This is a genomic window from Pseudomonas sp. AMR01, assembly GCF_041946035.1.
Lineage (GTDB): Bacteria > Pseudomonadota > Gammaproteobacteria > Pseudomonadales > Pseudomonadaceae > Aquipseudomonas > Aquipseudomonas antarctica_B.
On the sequence record NZ_JAUTYR010000058.1, the window covers coordinates 1 to 16,601 of the forward strand.

13 protein-coding genes are annotated in these 16,601 nt (G+C 59.8%); 1 reads left to right on the plus strand and 12 read right to left on the minus strand.

Annotated features, from left to right (window positions below):
• Positions 1–96: 96 nt before the first annotated feature.
• The 12 genes from Q7C20_RS25610 to arcD (Q7C20_RS25665) all read right to left on the minus strand — a co-directional run bounded on the left by Q7C20_RS25610 (position 97) and on the right by arcD (Q7C20_RS25665) (position 14,558).
• Positions 97–585, minus strand: a complete 489-nt coding sequence (locus Q7C20_RS25610; protein ID WP_375071026.1) for an RDD family protein — start codon at positions 583–585, stop codon at positions 97–99.
• A gap of 96 nt (positions 586–681) precedes the next feature.
• A complete protein-coding gene (locus tag Q7C20_RS25615) occupies positions 682–894 on the minus strand; it encodes a cold-shock protein (RefSeq protein ID WP_003365337.1) in 213 nt (70 codons plus the stop codon).
• 394 nt (positions 895–1,288) lie between these two features.
• Positions 1,289–2,413 (minus strand): glycine cleavage system aminomethyltransferase GcvT, encoded by a 1,125-nt coding sequence (gene gcvT / locus Q7C20_RS25620; protein ID WP_375071027.1) that lies wholly within the window; start codon positions 2,411–2,413, stop codon positions 1,289–1,291.
• Between the two features lie 39 nt (positions 2,414–2,452).
• The gene (locus tag Q7C20_RS25625) at positions 2,453–3,829 is read right to left on the minus strand and encodes an L-serine ammonia-lyase (protein ID WP_375071028.1); all 1,377 of its coding nucleotides are present in this window, start codon (positions 3,827–3,829) and stop codon (positions 2,453–2,455) included.
• Between the two features lie 161 nt (positions 3,830–3,990).
• A complete protein-coding gene (gcvP, locus tag Q7C20_RS25630; RefSeq protein WP_375071029.1) occupies positions 3,991–6,828 on the minus strand; it encodes an aminomethyl-transferring glycine dehydrogenase in 2,838 nt (945 codons plus the stop codon).
• A 10-nt stretch (positions 6,829–6,838) separates the two neighbouring features.
• Positions 6,839–7,222, minus strand: a complete 384-nt coding sequence (gcvH, locus tag Q7C20_RS25635) for a glycine cleavage system protein GcvH (RefSeq protein WP_375071030.1) — start codon at positions 7,220–7,222, stop codon at positions 6,839–6,841.
• 405 nt (positions 7,223–7,627) lie between these two features.
• Entirely contained in the window at positions 7,628–9,136 is a 1,509-nt protein-coding gene (locus Q7C20_RS25640) for a sigma-54-dependent transcriptional regulator (RefSeq protein WP_375071031.1), read from the minus strand.
• Between the two features lie 207 nt (positions 9,137–9,343).
• Positions 9,344–9,706 (minus strand): DUF5064 family protein, encoded by a 363-nt coding sequence (locus tag Q7C20_RS25645; RefSeq protein WP_348061067.1) that lies wholly within the window; start codon positions 9,704–9,706, stop codon positions 9,344–9,346.
• Between the two features lie 18 nt (positions 9,707–9,724).
• Positions 9,725–10,654: a carbamate kinase gene (arcC, locus tag Q7C20_RS25650; RefSeq protein WP_375071032.1), complete on the minus strand. Its 930-nt coding sequence runs from the start codon at positions 10,652–10,654 to the stop codon at positions 9,725–9,727.
• Positions 10,655–10,826: 172 nt separating this feature from the next.
• Positions 10,827–11,837 carry an ornithine carbamoyltransferase gene (locus Q7C20_RS25655; protein WP_375071033.1) on the minus strand — a complete coding sequence of 337 codons (1,011 nt, stop codon included), beginning with the start codon at positions 11,835–11,837 and terminating at the stop codon, positions 10,827–10,829.
• A 12-nt stretch (positions 11,838–11,849) separates the two neighbouring features.
• Positions 11,850–13,106: an arginine deiminase gene (arcA, locus tag Q7C20_RS25660; RefSeq protein ID WP_375071034.1), complete on the minus strand. Its 1,257-nt coding sequence runs from the start codon at positions 13,104–13,106 to the stop codon at positions 11,850–11,852.
• A gap of 24 nt (positions 13,107–13,130) precedes the next feature.
• Positions 13,131–14,558, minus strand: coding sequence for an arginine-ornithine antiporter (arcD, locus tag Q7C20_RS25665; protein WP_375071035.1), 1,428 nt, complete (start codon positions 14,556–14,558; stop codon positions 13,131–13,133).
• A gap of 446 nt (positions 14,559–15,004) precedes the next feature.
• On the opposite strand from arcD (Q7C20_RS25665), the gene arcD (Q7C20_RS25670) reads away from it, so the two are divergent.
• Positions 15,005–16,432: an arginine-ornithine antiporter gene (gene arcD / locus Q7C20_RS25670; RefSeq protein ID WP_375071036.1), complete on the plus strand. Its 1,428-nt coding sequence runs from the start codon at positions 15,005–15,007 to the stop codon at positions 16,430–16,432.
• The last annotated feature ends 169 nt before the right edge of the window (positions 16,433–16,601 follow it).

A 16,601-nucleotide genomic window follows, 5' to 3' on the forward strand; every position in this document is an offset into this window, starting at 1 on the left:
CTTACTTTTGGGTCTTTCCAAAAGTGAGCCGCTGTAAGAGCGGAACCATAAGCAGCCGTTACCGCAGCAACGGATATGCCCCCAACCCACCCCCAATCACCCAACCTTCTTCGGCACCCGCACCAACCGCGTATCCGAATAAATGTCATGCCACCCACGCTTCTGCTTATCCACCAGCGACCAAATAAACCCAAGCCCCAAACACAGCCACGAAGCAATCGACACCACAAACCGCAACAACGCCTGCCACAGGCTAATCCGCGACCCATCCGCGTTCTGCACGCGAACCCCCCACACCTGCATACCCAGAGTCTGCCCCGAATACGTCCAAAACTTGGCAAAAAACCCAAACAACACAAAAAACAAAATCGTCGACAGCAGCGGGTCACCGTCCAGTGCCCCGGATTCGGTCAGCGTGCGCATTTTGGCCTCGCCCACAAACGCAATCCAAACCAACTTGTAGATAAACGCCGTGACGATCAACAGCGCAGTGCACAGCAAAAAGTCATAGAACATCGCTGCCAGACGACGCCCCAAGCCAACGGGGGGGAAATCGCCCTGTGGATTCAGCAAGGGTCTGGACATGGCAGGTTTCTCTGGATGGAAAACGCCATTCTACGAACAAACGCGCATAAAAAAGCCCCTGATGTCACCATCAGGGGCTTTTTGTCGCAGCAAGGATCAACCTTCTGCTTGTACTTCGTCAGCCTGCATGCCTTTCTGGCCTTGCACAGCAACGAAGGTCACTTTCTGGCCTTCTTTCAGGCTTTTAAAGCCGTTGCCCTGAATAGCGCGGAAATGCACGAACAGATCCGGCCCGCTTTCTGGAGTGATAAAACCAAACCCTTTCTCGTCGTTAAACCACTTGACGGTACCGCTCTGACGTTCAGCCATTTTCTTCTTTCCTTTGACGCTTAAAATTAATGACAGCCTCTTTCATATGAAAGAGCACTGGGCTGAGTTGCAGGAAAGTAAGAGACGTCGAACGGGGTGTAGCACAACTACTTCAGCTACTGCCCAGGTCCAGGTTCCAAGCGACCCATGCAAACACAGTGATCAAACTCTACGCCAACTATCGGAGAAAAAACAAGCCCTGACAAAACCCCAGTGTTTGCTCGGCTTGATGGCACTTTTACTCCGCTCAGTGGATCCCATATAGTTGATAGAGTTGATCACTTGTTACAGCTAAGTTCCTACTGTAATGACTATCGTAATGCACTGTTTTATGGCGGTTGCGTTACAGAGTAGTGCACGCTGACGCAACCGCGTTACTTATAGGAACAGTCAATCAGCCACGGTAGTACCGTTGCGGCACAAATGGCATTTTACTTACGCGTAGTGGCACTTTTTTCCCACGTACCAACGCAGACACTTCGGTGTCCAGTGCGATGAATGCGCTGTCCAGGTAACCCATGGCTAACGGGCCGCCCAAGGTTGGACCGAAACCGCCGCTGCATACGCTGCCGATCACGGTACCGTGTTCGTCGACGATTTCTGCGCCTTCACGCACCGGAGTCCGCTCTTGCGGCAACAGGCCGACACGCTTGCGGCTCACACCGGCTTGTTGTTGCGTGAAGATGCGGTCTGCACCCGGGAAGCCACCGGCACGCGCGCCATCGGCACGGCGGGCCTTGGAGATGGCCCAGAGCAGGCTGGCTTCAATCGGGGTGGTTTCGGTGTTCATGTCGTGGCCGTACAGGCACAGGCCAGCTTCCAGACGCAGCGAGTCGCGGGCGCCGAGGCCAATCGCTTGTACTTCGGTTTCGGCGAGCAGGCTGCGCGCCAGGCTTTCGGCATTGGCCGCGGGCACGGAGATTTCAAAACCGTCTTCGCCGGTGTAGCCCGAGCGGCTCACGTAGCAGTCCACGCCGAGCAGGCGCAGGGTGGCGAACTGCATGAAGGTCATTTTGGTGACTTCTGGTGCCAGGCGCGCCAGCACTTTCACGGCCGCCGGGCCTTGCAGGGCCAGCAGGGCGCGCTCTTCGAACAGCGGCTCGATGGTGCATTGGTCACCAATGTGCGCGCGCAGGTGCGCCAGGTCCTGGTCCTTGCAGGCAGCGTTGACCACCAGGAACAGCTCGTCATTGCCCAGGTTGGCCACCATCAGGTCGTCAAGAATGCCGCCCTGGCCGTCTGTGAACATGGCGTAGCGCTGCATGCCCACCGGCAGGTCGATGATGTCGACGGGCACCAGAGTTTCCAGGGCTTTGGCAGCATTTGTGCCGGTCAGACGGATCTGGCCCATGTGGGACACGTCGAACAACCCGGCCTGATCACGGGTGTGCTGGTGCTCCTTCATCACGCCGAGTGGGTATTGCACCGGCATGTCGTAGCCGGCGAAGGGCACCATGCGCGCGCCGAGCTCAAGGTGCAGCGCGTGCAGAGGGGTTTTCAACAGGGTTTCGGTGGACATATTCAGCTCCTGAAAAACGTGCGGACGCGCCTTTGGGCGTCAGCACTCGATAATGTTGACCGCCAAACCGCCACGGGCGGTTTCCTTGTATTTGCTTTTCATGTCGGCGCCGGTCTGGCGCATGGTGCGGATGACCTTGTCGAGGGATACAAAGTGTTGCCCATCGCCGCGCAAGGCCATGCGCACTGCATTGATTGCCTTCACCGATCCCATGGCATTGCGCTCGATGCACGGCACCTGCACCAGCCCGCCGATGGGGTCGCACGTCAGACCAAGGTTGTGTTCCATGCCGATCTCGGCGGCGTTTTCCACTTGGGAAACCGTGCCGCCCAGCACTTCACACAACGCACCGGCAGCCATCGAACAGGCCACGCCGACTTCACCCTGACAGCCGACTTCAGCGCCGGAGATCGACGCGTTTTCCTTGTACAGAATGCCGATGGCGGCGGCGGTGAGCAGAAAGCGCACCACGCCGTCTTCGTTCGAGCCGGGGATGAAGCGCATGTAGTAATGCAGCACCGCCGGCACAATCCCGGCCGCACCGTTGGTGGGCGCCGTGACCACGCGCCCGCCGTTGGCGTTTTCTTCGTTGACCGCCAGCGCGTAAAGGTTGACCCAATCGAGCACCGACAGTGGATCACGCAGCGCCGACTCCGGGTGCTTGCACAACTGCCGATGCAGCGCAGCCGCGCGGCGCTTGACCTTCAAGCCGCCAGGCAAAATCCCTTCATTGCGACAGCCCGCGTCCACGCAGTCCTGCATCACTTGCCAAATTTTCAGCAGGCCGGCGCGGGTCTCCGCTTCGGGGCGCCAGGCGCTTTCATTGGTCAGCATCACTTGGCTGATCGACAGCCCGTAAGTGGTGCAATGCCCAAGCAAGTCCTTGGCGTGTTTGAACGGGAAGGTCAGCGGTGTGGCGTCTTCGACGATGCGGTCGGCGCCGGCGGCGTCTTCATCCACCACAAAACCACCGCCGACCGAGTAGTACTCGCGGCTGCGAATCTGAATGTTGGCGGCGTCGAAGGCCCGAAAAATCATGCCGTTGGGATGGTAGGCGAGGGGTTTGCGAATCATCGCCAAGTGTTCTTTCTCGTTGAACGCAATGCTGTGTTCACCGAGCAAATTCAGGCGGCCGTCTTTGCGCACTTGCGCCAGACGCGCGGCTACGGTTTCAGTGTTCACGGTGTCCGGGTGTTCGCCTTCCAGGCCGAGCAGTACGGCCTTGTCGCTGCCGTGGCCTTTGCCGGTGGCGCCGAGTGAACCGTAGAGCTCCACCTTGACGCAGGCGGTGGCGATCAGCAGGTCGTCACGTCGCAACCCTTCGGCGAAACGGGCAGCGGCGCGCATCGGGCCGACGGTGTGGGAACTGGAGGGGCCGATGCCAATCTTGAACAGGTCGAACACGCTAAGGGACATGGTTGTTCTCCGGTTTCTTATTATTTTCTGGAAGCCGACTCGGTCAACTGTGGGAGCGGGCTTGCTCGCGAATGCGGTGTATCAGTTGATACATCCATGACTGATACACCGCTTTCGCGAGCAAGCCCGCTCCCACATTTTTGACCGAGTACATTTTCAGGTTACGCGTAGCTCTCGATCGACGGGCACGCACACACCAGGTTGCGATCGCCAAACACGTTGTCGACCCGGCCAACCGGCGGCCAGTATTTGCCGTCGATCAACGACGCCACGGGATACACCGCTTGCTCGCGGCTGTACGGATGAGTCCATTCGTCCACCAGCTCGGCGGCGGTGTGCGGCGCGTTTTTCAGTGGGTTGTCGTCCTTGTCCAGCGTGCCGTTTTCCACCGCGCGAATCTCTTCGCGGATGGCGATCATCGCGTCGCAGAAGCGGTCCAGCTCTTCTTTGGATTCACTTTCGGTCGGCTCGATCATCAGCGTTCCCGCCACCGGGAACGACATGGTCGGTGCATGGAAGCCGAAGTCGATCAGGCGCTTGGCCACGTCATCCACGCTGATGCCGCTGCTGTCTTTGAGCGGGCGCAGATCGAGGATGCATTCGTGGGCCACCAAACCGTTGCTGCCGGTGTAGAGCACGGGGTAGTGCTCTTCCAGGCGACGGGAAATGTAGTTGGCATTCAGGATCGCCAGCTGCGACGCGCGTTTGAGGCCTGCGCCGCCCATCATGCTGATGTACATCCAGGTGATCGGCAAAATGCTCGCGCTGCCGAACGGCGCCGCGCACACCGCGCCTTCCTTGCGTTCCATGGCCGCGTGGCCTGGCAGGAATGGCGCGAGGTGGGATTTGACGCCAATCGGGCCAACGCCCGGGCCGCCACCGCCGTGGGGGATGCAGAAGGTTTTGTGCAGGTTCAGGTGGGACACGTCGCCGCCGAACTTGCCCGGTGCGCACAGGCCGACCATCGCATTCATGTTGGCGCCGTCGATGTACACCTGGCCGCCGTTGTCGTGAATGACTCCGCAGATTTCGCGGATGCCTTCTTCGAACACACCGTGGGTGGACGGGTAGGTGATCATCAGCGCGGCCAGGTGCTCGCGGTGCTCAATGGCCTTGGCGCGCAGGTCGTCGATGTCGACGTTGCCACGCGCGTCGCAGGCGGTGACCACCACACGCATACCGGCCATGTTGGCGGTCGCCGGGTTGGTACCATGAGCGGAAGACGGGATCAGGCAGATGTCGCGGCGCTCATCGCCACGGCTCTGGTGGTAGGCACGAATGGCTAAGAGGCCTGCGTACTCGCCCTGTGAACCGGCGTTTGGCTGCAGCGAGATCGCGTCGTAACCGGTGGCCGCGCAGAGCATGGCTTCCAGGTCCGAAGTCAGCTCCAGGTAGCCCGCGCTTTGCTCTGCGGGTGCGAACGGGTGCAGGGCACCGAACTCGGCCCAGGTCACCGGGATCATTTCGCTGGCGGCGTTGAGTTTCATGGTGCACGAGCCCAGCGGGATCATGGTGCGGTCCAGCGCCAGGTCCTTGTCGGCCAGCTTGCGCAGGTAGCGCATCAGCTCGGTTTCGGAGTGATAACGGTTGAACACCGGGTGGCTGAGGATCGGCGACTGGCGCAGCAGCGCGGCCGGCAGGGTGGTTTCGGTCTCGGTGAAGGCTGGCAGTGCCTTGCCGGCGGCGAAAATTGCCCACAAGGCTTCGATATCGGCCTGGGTGGTGGTTTCGTCGACCGACAGGCCAAGACGCTCAGCATCGACCACACGCAGGTTGATGCGCTGGGCGCGGGCCTTGCTGTGCAGGGCGTCGGTGTGGGCGCCGGTGTTGAGGGTAATAGTGTCGAAGAAGTGTTGCTGCTCGACCTTGAGGCCCAGGGCGGTCAAGCCTTTGGCCAGGATCGCGGTCAGCTGGTGCACACGCTGGGCGATCTGGGTCAGGCCTTTGGGGCCGTGGTACACGGCGTACATGCTGGCGATGTTGGCCAGCAATACTTGGGCGGTGCAGATGTTGCTGGTGGCCTTCTCGCGACGGATATGTTGCTCGCGGGTCTGCATGGCCAGGCGCAGGGCCGGCTTGCCGAAACGGTCCACGGACACACCGACCAGACGGCCCGGCATGTCGCGCTTGAATGCATCCTTGGTGGAGAAGTAGGCCGCGTGCGGGCCGCCAAAACCCAGCGGCACGCCGAAGCGTTGCGCGCTGCCGATGGCCACGTCGGCGCCGAACTCGCCCGGCGGGGTCAGCAGCGTCAGGGCCAGCAGGTCGGCGGCCACGGCTACCAGAGCGTTGGCGGCGTGGAAACGCTCGGTCAGTTCGCGGTAATCAAACACGTCACCGTTGCTGGCCGGGTATTGCAGCAGGGCGCCGAAGAACGGGCTGACGTCAGTCAGCTCGCGCTCATCGCCCACCACCACGTCAATGCCCAACGGCTCGGCACGGGTGCGCAGCACGTCGAGGGTTTGCGGGTGGCTGTGCACCGAGGCGAAGAACGCATTGCTGCCTTTATTCTTGCTCAAGCGCTTGCAGAAGGTCATGGCTTCGGCGGCAGCGGTGGCTTCATCGAGCAGCGAGGCGTTGGCGATCGGCAGGCCGGTGAGGTCGCTGATCAGGGTCTGGAAATTCAGCAGCGATTCCAGGCGGCCCTGGGAAATTTCTGGCTGGTACGGGGTGTAAGCGGTGTACCAGGCCGGGTTTTCCAGCAGGTTGCGCAGGATCGGCGACGGCGTGTGGCAGTTGTAGTAGCCCTGGCCGATGTAGGTCTTGAACAGTTGGTTTTTGCCGGCGATGGCCTTGATTCTGGCCAGGGCCTGAGCTTCGCTCAAGCCGTCTTCCAGGCCGAGCACGCTGGTGCCCTTGATGCTTTGCGGGATGACGCTGGCGCTCAGGGCTTCCAGGGAGTCAAAACCCAGGCTGGCGAGCATGTGCTGCTTATCTTCCGGGCGCGGGCCGATGTGGCGGGCGATGAATTCGTTGGCGGTGCTCAGGTTGATACTCATGGCGCGCTCCTCAAGCTTCAGCGTTGGCTTTGATCAGACGGTCGTACGCATCCTGATCCAACAGTTTAGCGACCGCTTCGGCATCAGCCGGTTTAAAGCGGAAGAACCAGCCTTCGCCCATCGGGTCTTCGTTGACCAGTTCCGGGCTGCCATCCAGTTTGTCGTTCACTTCCAGCACTTCACCGTCCAATGGCATGTACACGCCGCTGGCGGCTTTGACCGATTCTACGGTGGACGCTTCAGCGCCCTTGGCGTAGACCTGCAACTCCGGCAGTTGCACGAAAACCACATCACCCAGCGCGTTCTGCGCGAATGCGGTGATACCTACAGTCACGCTGCCGTCAGCTTCGGCGCGCAGCCATTCGTGGTCTTCAGTAAAACGCAACTCGCTCATGGAAACTCCTCGGGGCCAGATTCGTCTGGTGGACGGGATTGGAATAATGAAGAGTTACTTAGCAATATCGCGGCCAATGTTTTTAAGTCTTTATAAATCAATGGCTTGATCAATTTGATGGCAGGCTTGTCATTTTCAGGTGTAGCGATTTCGCTACACCTTGGCGCAAGAAAAAAAGCCTATGTGGATCAAAGCCTTGCATGGCGCGTAAAAAGCTGGGTTGTAGCGATATCGTTACGCTGTAGCGCTTTCAGTACAGTGGATGTCGTTCCTGGACCAGAATTTGGAATGCATTCAGTGTGGGAGCGGGCTTGCTCGCGAAGGCGGCGTGTCAGTTTATAAGTCAGGTGACTGACCCACCGCTTTCGCGAGCAAGCCCGCTCCCACAGTTTGACCGCGTTTTAGTCAGGATTTATTCGGGATGCCGTACTTTCGCAGGCGATGGGCAATCGCCGTGTGGGAGGTTTGCAGGCGGCTCGCCAGCTGACGGGTTGAGGGGTAACTGGCGTAGAGCTTCTCCAGCAAGTCGCGCTCGAAGTCTTCCACCGCCTGTTCCAGGCTGTCGACTTCGCCATCGTTCTGGCGCGCCACTGAGGTGCCGGCGATGTCCAGGTCACCAATGTCCACCAACGTGCTTTCGCAGATGGCCGCCGCGCGGAAGATCACATTTTGCAACTGACGCACATTGCCCGGCCAGCGGTTGCCCAACAGCGCCGGGTAGGTGCCGGGTGCCAGGCGGCAGACCGGGCGCTGAATCTGTGCACAGGCCTGCTGCATGAAATAGCGGGCGAGCAACAGGATGTCCTGTCCGCGCTCACGCAGAGGCGGCACTTCAACGTTGAGTACGTTAAGGCGGTAAAACAGGTCTTCGCGGAAGGTGCCCTCACTGACCATCTTTTCCAGATCGCGGTGAGTGGCGCTGAGGATGCGCACATTGACCTTCACTTCACGGTCGCCGCCGACGCGGCGGAAACTGCCGTCATTCAAAAAGCGCAGCAGCTTGGCCTGCAGGTACGGCGACATTTCGCCAATCTCATCGAGAAATACCGTGCCTTGGTTCGCCAGCTCCATCAGCCCCGGCTTGCCGCCCCGCTGCGCGCCGGTAAACGCGCCGGGGGCATAGCCGAACAATTCACTCTCGGCCAGGTTCTCCGGCAGCGCCGCACAGTTCAACGCCAGGAACGGCGCACTGTGGCGCGCGCTGATGGCATGGCAGGCACGCGCGACCAACTCTTTGCCGGTGCCGGTTTCGCCCTGGATCAACAACGGTGCATCCAGCGCCGCCACCCGTTGTGCCCGTGCCTTGAGGGTGCGAATCACCGGCGACTCGCCGAGCAGCGCATCAAAACCTTCGGCGTGGTCATGGTGCAGCGCCGAGAGTTGCTCGCCGATGCGATTGGGTTGGTAGAGGGTGAGCAGGGCGCCGGCGTCGGTAATCGGCGTGGCGTCCAGCAGCAAGGTTTGCCCGTTGACGCTGATCTCGCGCAGGGCCAAGCGAAAGCCATGCTCCAGCAACGTGTCGAGCAGCAGCGGGTCGTTGAACAGCTCGCTGATGCTTTCCCCGGCCGGTTCGCGACCGTACAGGGCGATCAGCGCCGGGTTGGCCAGCAGAATCTTGCCCGCACTGTCCAGGGCCAGCACCGGGTCAGTCATCGCGGCCAGCAGGGCGTCGAGTTGCAAGTGGCGGCGTTGGCCGGGGAGGATGTCGACCACGGTGACGGCTTGCACGCCCTGCACGCTGAACAGGGCGTCGCGCAGCTCTTCGAGTACGTCGGCGCTGAGGGTCGGCGCGTCGATATACACGTTGGGCGGCACCATCTCCACCGCATCCAGGTTGAGATTGCGCCCGCCGAGCAAGGCCAGGACTTCCTGGGTAATGCCGACGCGGTCGATGAAGCTGACGTGGATACGCATGGGGTGCTAGCAATTCTGGGGAGCTGGAGGCGGCAAGTATGCCTTGTAGGAGTGAGCAGGTGAAATCTGGCAGGTGGTGGAGATCTAAATGTGGGAGGGGGCTTGCTCCCGATGGCGGTGGATCAGTCACTTATTCATTAACTGAAACACTGCTATCGGGAGCAAGCCCCCTCCCACATTTGCTTTGTTTTGCCTGTGAGAAAGGGATTACTCCAGGTGTTCGGGCTTGACCGGGTCGCCCGATTTCACATCCAGCTGATGCCGCACATCTTCGAACATCATGTCGTACTGCTTGTGCATCGAACCATTGAGCACGGCAATCTTCGGCATCCCGTATTTCTGCGCAATGTTCATCGCATGCCGGGCGAAGTCAAACGCCTGATCCTTGGGTAGAAAGAACTCTTCCTTGAGGTCCTTGCCCTGTACCGAACCGTGCAGCTTGAACAGCATCCCCTTGCCTTCCTTGGGGTCCTGGCTGACTTCATAGTCGATGCACAGGTTGTAGCTGTAGTCATCCTTGTTGAGCGCGTGACGTTCGACATGCAGGTGGCCGGGTTCAAAAGTCGCCATAGGCGTTTCTCCTCTACTTCACAGGTAGGTGATGCCAGGTGTTGCCGTGCTGATGCGTGTGCCAGCATTGCCCTGGACGATGGCTTCGATGTCCGAGAGTGAACCGATGACTGCGGTTTTGCCAGTCTGACGGGCGAACTCGCAGGCGGCTTGCACCTTGGGCCCCATGGAACCGGCGGCGAAGCCGAGTTTTTCCATATCGTCGGGGTGGGCCTGGGCGATGGCTTTTTGGGTTGGCTTGCCGAAATCGATAAACGCCGCGTTGACGTCGGTGGCGATCACCAGCAAATCGGCGTGCAATTGCCCGGCGAGCAGGGACGAACACAAGTCTTTGTCGATGACGGCTTCTATGCCTTTCAGCTTGCCGTCGTCACCGTACATCGTTGGAATGCCGCCACCACCGGCGCAGATTACGATGCTGCCTTTTTCCAGCAGCCAGATGATCGGGCGTATTTCAAAGATGCGTTTGGGGCGCGGGCTGGCGACCACGCGGCGGTATTTGTCGCCATCCGGCGCGATGGCCCAGCCTTTTTCAGCGGCGAGTTTTTCCGCTTCGGCTTTGGAATACACCGGGCCGATGGGCTTGGTCGGGTTCTGGAACGCTGGGTCGTTGGCGTCCACTTCCACTTGGGTGAGCAGGGTGGCGAACGGCACTTCGAAGTCCAGCAGGTTGCCCAGTTCCTGTTCGATGATGTAGCCGATCATGCCCTCGGTTTCAGCGCCGAGCACGTCCAGCGGGTAAGGCGAAACCTGGGTGTAGGCCGCCGCCTGCAGCGACAACAGGCCGACTTGCGGGCCATTGCCGTGGGCGATCACCAGCTCGTTGCCGGGGTAGATTTTGGCAATCTGTTCGGTGGCGACCCGGATGTTGGCGCGTTGGTTGTCCGCCGTCATGGGTTCACCACGGCGGAGCAGGGCGTTACCGCCCAGTGCAACGACGATACGCATAATGCAATCCTTCTAAAATTCAGCCTTGTGAACACCGGACCCAATGTGGGAGGGGGCTTGCTCCCGATGGCGGTATGTCAGTCACCGCATGTGTAGCTGACACACTGCCATCGGGAGCAAGCCCCCTCCCACAGTTTTGACCGTGTTTCGACAGTGGGAGCGGTGGTGAGGGTTAGATATCCGCCAGTGCCGACACCAGAATCGCCTTGATGGTGTGCATGCGGTTTTCCGCTTGCTCAAAGGCAATATTCGCCGGCGACTCAAACACTTCTTCCGTCACTTCCACGCCATTGGCAAGGTTCGGATACCGCGCGGCGATGTCCTTGCCGACCTTGGTCTCGCTGTTGTGAAACGCCGGCAGGCAGTGCATGAATTTCACCCGAGGGTTGCCCGAGGCTTTCATCATCGTGGCGTTGACCTGGTACGGCAGCAGTTGCTCGATACGCTCGTCCCATGCTTCCACCGGCTCGCCCATCGACACCCAGATATCGGTGTGAATAAAGTCCACGCCTTTCACCGCTTCTTTCGGGTCTTCAGTGATGGTGATGCGCGCGCCGCTTTCTTCGGCAAAGGCCTGGCATTGCTTGATGAAATCCTCGCTCGGCCACAGCGCTTTCGGCGCGCCGATGCGCACATCCATGCCGAGTTTGGCGCCGATCATCAGCAGCGAGTTGCCCATGTTGTAGCGCGCATCGCCCAGGTAGGCGTAACTGATGTCATGCAGCGGCTTGTCGCTGTGTTCGCGCATGGTCAGGGTGTCGGCGATCATTTGCGTCGGGTGGAATTCGGCGGTCAGGCCGTTGAACACCGGCACGCCGGCGAACTTGGCCAGCTCTTCGACGATTTCCTGTGCAAAGCCACGGTACTCAATGGCGTCGAACATGCGGCCAAGCACGCGGGCCGTGTCTTTCATGCTCTCCTTGTGGCCGATCTGCGACGACACCGGGTCAATGTAGGTGACGTGGGCGCCCTGGTCATGGGCCGCCACTTCGAACGCGCAACGGGTGCGGGTCGAGGTTTTTTCGAAGATCAGCGCGATGTTTTTGCCCTTCAGGTGCGGGCGCTCAGTGCCGGTGTATTTGGCGCGTTTGAGGTCGCGGGACAGGTCCAGCAGGTAGTTGAGCTCGCGAGTCGTGTGGTGCATCAGCGACAGCAGGCTGCGGTTGCGCATATTAAAAGCCATGATGGAATCTCCTTAATAGTCGATAGGGTCGCGGATGATCGGGCAGGTCATGCAGTGGCCGCCGCCACGCCCCCGGCCGAGTTCACCGGCGCTGATGGTGATGACTTCCACACCGGCCTTGCGCAGCAAGGTGTTGGTGTAGGTATTGCGGTCGTAACCGATCACCACGCCGGGCTCCACGGCCACCACGTTGTTGCCGTCATCCCACTGCTCACGCTCGGCGGCGAAGCTGTTGCCGCCGGTTTCCACCACGCGCAAGGCCTTGAGGTTGAGGGCTGCGGCCACGGTTTCGAGGAAGTTGGTTTTTTCGCGCTGGATGTCGATACCGTGCGGCTTGCTTTCGTCAGGGCGCAGGGTGAAGGGGACAATCTGGTTGACCACTTCGGGGAAGATGGTCACCAGGTCGCGGTCGCAGAAGCTGAACACGGTGTCCAGGTGCATCGCTGCGCGGGACTTCGGCAGGCCGGCAACGATCACCCGTTCCACGGCCTTATTCTTGAACAGGTTGCGCGCCAGTTGGCCGATCGCTTGGTGGGACGAACGTTCGCCCATGCCGATCAACACCACGCCGTTGCCGATCGGCATCACGTCGCCGCCTTCCAGCGTGGCGGCACCGTGTTCCTGGTCGGGGTCGCCGTACCAGATCTGGAAGTCCGCGTTGGTGAACTCTGGGTGGAATTTATAGATGGCGCTGGCCAGCAGGGTTTCCTGGCGTCGCGCCGGCCAGTACATCGGGTTGAGCGTCACGCCGCCGTAGATCCAGCAGGTGGTGTCACGGGTGAACTGGGTGTTGGGCAGCGGTGGCAGGATGAAGCTGGCGTGGCCGAGGAAGTCGCGGAACATCTCGATGGTCTTGCCACCGAAGCTGCTCGGCAGGTCATCGGCCGACACGCCGCCGATCAGGAACTCGGCAATCTTGCGCGGCTCCAGGCTGCGCAGCCAGGAGCCGACTTCATCGACCAGGCCCAGGCCAACGGTGTTGGAGGTGATCTTGCGCGCCAGGATCCAGTCCAGCGCGTCGGGGATGGCGACGATGTCAGTCAGCAGGTTGTGCATTTCCAGCACATCGATGTCGCGCTCGCGCATCTTGGTCACAAAGTCGAAATGATCGCGCTTGGCCTGGGCCACCCACAGCACATCATCGAACAGCAGTTCATCGCAGTTGTTGGGGGTCAGCCGCTGGTGGGCCAAGCCTGGGGAGCACACCATGACTTTGCGCAGTTTGCCGGCTTCGGAATGTACGCCGTACTTCACTTTTTCGGTGGTCATTACAGATCCTCCAAGGAACATCAGTTACAAGGTCAGGAAACCGTCGTAGAGCCCATAGGCCGCCACCAGGGCGCCCACAACCACTGCGGCGAAAATCAGTTTCTCGACGTTGGTGAAAATCGGTTTGCCCAGTTCATGCTTGGCCTTGGCGAACAGAATCGCGCCGGGGGCGTAGAGCAGGGCGGAGAGCAGCAGGTATTTGGTGCCACCGGCGTAGAGCAGCCAGACCGCGTAGATCAGCGAGATGGCGCCGATGAACAGGTCTTTCTTGCGCTCGGCGAGGGCGTTTTCGTAGGTCTCGCAGCGCACCGCCAGCAGCAGCGCGTAGGCCGCCGACCACAGGTAAGGCACCAGAATCATCGAGGTGGCGAGGTAGATCAGCGACAGGTAGGTGCTGGCGGAAAACAGCGTAATCACCAGGAAAATCTGCACCATCGCGTTGGTCAGCCACAGCGCATTGACCGGTACGTGGTTGGCGTTTTCCTTGCGCAAAAACGCTGGCATGGTGTGGTCCTTGGCGGCGGCGAACATGATCTCCGCACACAGCAGCACCCACGACAGCAGCGCGCCCAGCAGCGAGATAATCAGGCCGACGCTGATCAGCACAGCGCCCCAATGACCGACCACATGCTCCAGCACGGCGGCCATCGACGGGTTCTGCAGCTTGGCCAGTTCCGGCTGGGTCATGATCCCCAGGGACAGCACGTTCACCAGCATCAGGAACAGCAGCACGGTGATAAACCCGATGACGGTGGCCTTGCCCACGTCGCTGCGTTTTTCCGCACGGGACGAGAAGATGCTCGCGCCTTCGATGCCGATAAACACCCACACGGTGACCAGCATCATGTTGCGCACCTGGTTCATCACACTGCCCAGGTCGGGGTTTTTCACGCCCCAGATGTCGGCGGTGAAGATGTCCAGTTTGAATGCGAACACCGCGATCAATACGAACAGCACCAGCGGCACCACCTTGGCGACGGTGGTCACCAGGTTGATGAACGCGGCCTCTTTGATCCCGCGCAGCACCAAAAAATGCACGGCCCACAGCAATACCGACGCGCCGATCACCGCAGCGGGTGTGTTGCCTTCACCGAAGATCGGAAAAAAGTAACCCAGGGTGCTGAACAGCAACACGAAATAACCGACATTGCCCAGCCAGGCGCTTATCCAGTAACCCCATGCCGATGAGAAACCCATGTAGTCGCCGAAACCGGCCTTGGCGTAGGCGTACACCCCGCCGTCGAGGTCGGGCTTGCGGTTGGCGAGGGTCTGGAACACGAACGCGAGGGTGAGCATGCCGACGGCGGTGATCACCCAGCCGATCAATACCGCGCCCACATCGGCGCTGGCGGCCATGTTTTGCGGCAGAGAGAAAATCCCGCCGCCAATCATTGAGCCGACGACAAGCGCGACCAGTGCGCCTAATCGAAGTTTTCCGGGAGTTTCAGACATGACGTGACTCCAATGCAGGAGAAGAGAGAACACAGAATAATTCCGTGCGCTAATCAAACAGCTGACTCAGATCACTTCATTGGCACATTCCATTGTGAATTAATGGCTTAGATTGGAAAGCTGCAGGCGATATAAGTCGTTGCACAGGCGCTTCCCGGAGCCTTGTGCCCTTTTTAGTTAATTAATTAGTCAGAGGGTGTGGACGGTTGAAACTAGCCCTATTTGCCGAATGTGCAACCTTTTTCAAGAACTTTCTATCGGATAATAAAGTGGCAAAGTGCTAGCTAAGTTTAAATTTCAAATAATCATAAACGCTATTAATTGACATATGATTAAGTTATGAGTGCGCCCGTTTTATCTGCCATCACTCATAAACGCTACACTTGGCTGGATAATTAGTTGAGTGCACAGTTGTCAGCCCAGTCGATTTATATCCAGGAGTGTGCATGTCTCAACCGGCCCAGAAACTTCGATTGGGTGCCTTGATTGCCCTGGTGGTCGGCTCAATGATTGGTGGCGGGATTTTCTCCCTGCCGCAAAATATGGCCGCGCGCGCTGAGGTGGGCGCGGTGTTGATCGGCTGGGCGATCACCGCCGTGGGCATGCTCACCCTTGCGTTTGTGTTCCAGACCCTGGCCAACCGCAAACCTGAACTGGATTCCGGGGTGTACGCCTACGCGAAAGCCGGTTTCGGCGACTACATGGGTTTCTCATCGGCCTGGGGGTACTGGATCAGTGCGTGGATGGGCAATGTCGGTTACTTCGTGTTGCTATTCAGCACCCTCGGTTACTTTTTCCCGGTGTTCGGCCAAGGCAATACGCCCATCGCGATTGCCTGCGCCTCGCTGTTGCTGTGGGCCGTGCATTTTCTGGTGCTGCGCGGGATCAAGGAGGCTGCGTTCATCAACCAGATCACCACCGTCGCGAAGATCGTGCCGCTGCTGATGTTTATCGTGATCGCCGCCGTGGCGTTCAAGGCCGATATTTTCACCCGCGATATGTGGGGGCTGGGCAACCCGAGCATTGGCAGCGTGGTGGATCAGGTGCGCAACATGATGCTGGTCACCGTGTTTGTGTTTATCGGCATTGAGGGCGCCAGTGTCTATTCGGCGCGGGCCGAGAAACGCTCGGACGTGGGCCGCGCCACCGTGATCGGGTTTCTCGGCGTGCTGGCGCTGTTGGTGCTGGTGAATGTGTTGTCGCTGGGCATCATGAGCCAGCCGGAACTGGCGCAGCTGCAAAACCCGTCACTGGCGGGCGTGCTGGAGCATATTGTCGGGCCGTGGGGCGCGCTGCTGATCAGCATTGGCCTGGCGGTGTCGCTGCTCGGCGCCTTGCTGTCATGGGCGCTGTTATGTGCCGAAATTCTTTATGCCACCGCTCACGGCAACACCATGCCGGCGTTTCTGAAAAAGGAAAACGCCAATCAGGTGCCGGTCAACGCGCTGTGGATGACCAATGTGATGATCCAGCTCTTTCTGGTGATCACGCTGTTTTCCCACAGCACCTACACCACGTTGATTTACCTCGCATCGTCGATGATCCTCGTGCCCTACCTGTGGTCTGCGGCCTACGCCGTGCTGCTCAGCGGGCGCGGCGAAACCTACCAAGGCGCCGCACGCCAGCGCATCAAGGATTTGCTGGTGGGCCTGATCGCGCTGGGGTATGCGCTGTGGCTGCTCTACGCCGGGGGCCTAAAATACCTGTTGTTGTCGGCGCTGCTGTACGCGCCGGGCGTCATTCTATTCGCCCTGGCTAAACGCGAGCAGGGCTTGCCCTTATTTACGCCTATCGAAAAAGGCATTTTCAGCGGCGTGGTTGCGGGCGCGGGGCTGGCGGCGTATGGGCTGTACAGCGGGGGTTTGTCGTTGTGAGATGGGTGTGTGAGCCACCCTGCGATTGGGCGGCGATCGCAGCATAGGTATCTACACAACTCAAGCTAGACGCTTAAACACCATTAGGTAGAGCTTTCGTGGCGAGCGGGCTTGTCGAATCGTCGCACCGCCCGCGTTGGGCTGCGAAGCAGCCCCAGTAAAGAAGAAT

Bases quoted from the DNA above. Each gene is read 5' to 3' on its own strand.
- Q7C20_RS25625 (WP_375071028.1), bottom strand. From the start codon at position 3,829: ATGTCCCTTAGCGTGTTCGACCTGTTCAAGATTGGCATCGGCCCCTCC.
- Q7C20_RS25640 (WP_375071031.1), bottom strand. From the start codon at position 9,136: ATGCGTATCCACGTCAGCTTCATCGACCGCGTCGGCATTACCCAGGAA.
- gcvP (WP_375071029.1), bottom strand. From the start codon at position 6,828: ATGAGTATCAACCTGAGCACCGCCAACGAATTCATCGCCCGCCACATC.
- arcD (WP_375071035.1), bottom strand. From the start codon at position 14,558: ATGTCTGAAACTCCCGGAAAACTTCGATTAGGCGCACTGGTCGCGCTT.
- gcvH (WP_375071030.1), bottom strand. From the start codon at position 7,222: ATGAGCGAGTTGCGTTTTACTGAAGACCACGAATGGCTGCGCGCCGAA.
- arcA (WP_375071034.1), bottom strand. From the start codon at position 13,106: ATGACCACCGAAAAAGTGAAGTACGGCGTACATTCCGAAGCCGGCAAA.
- Q7C20_RS25610 (WP_375071026.1), bottom strand. From the start codon at position 585: ATGTCCAGACCCTTGCTGAATCCACAGGGCGATTTCCCCCCCGTTGGC.
- Q7C20_RS25645 (WP_348061067.1), bottom strand. From the start codon at position 9,706: ATGGCGACTTTTGAACCCGGCCACCTGCATGTCGAACGTCACGCGCTC.
- gcvT (WP_375071027.1), bottom strand. From the start codon at position 2,413: ATGTCCACCGAAACCCTGTTGAAAACCCCTCTGCACGCGCTGCACCTT.
- arcC (WP_375071032.1), bottom strand. From the start codon at position 10,654: ATGCGTATCGTCGTTGCACTGGGCGGTAACGCCCTGCTCCGCCGTGGT.
- Q7C20_RS25615 (WP_003365337.1), bottom strand. From the start codon at position 894: ATGGCTGAACGTCAGAGCGGTACCGTCAAGTGGTTTAACGACGAGAAA.
- arcD (WP_375071036.1), top strand. From the start codon at position 15,005: ATGTCTCAACCGGCCCAGAAACTTCGATTGGGTGCCTTGATTGCCCTG.
- Q7C20_RS25655 (WP_375071033.1), bottom strand. From the start codon at position 11,837: ATGGCTTTTAATATGCGCAACCGCAGCCTGCTGTCGCTGATGCACCAC.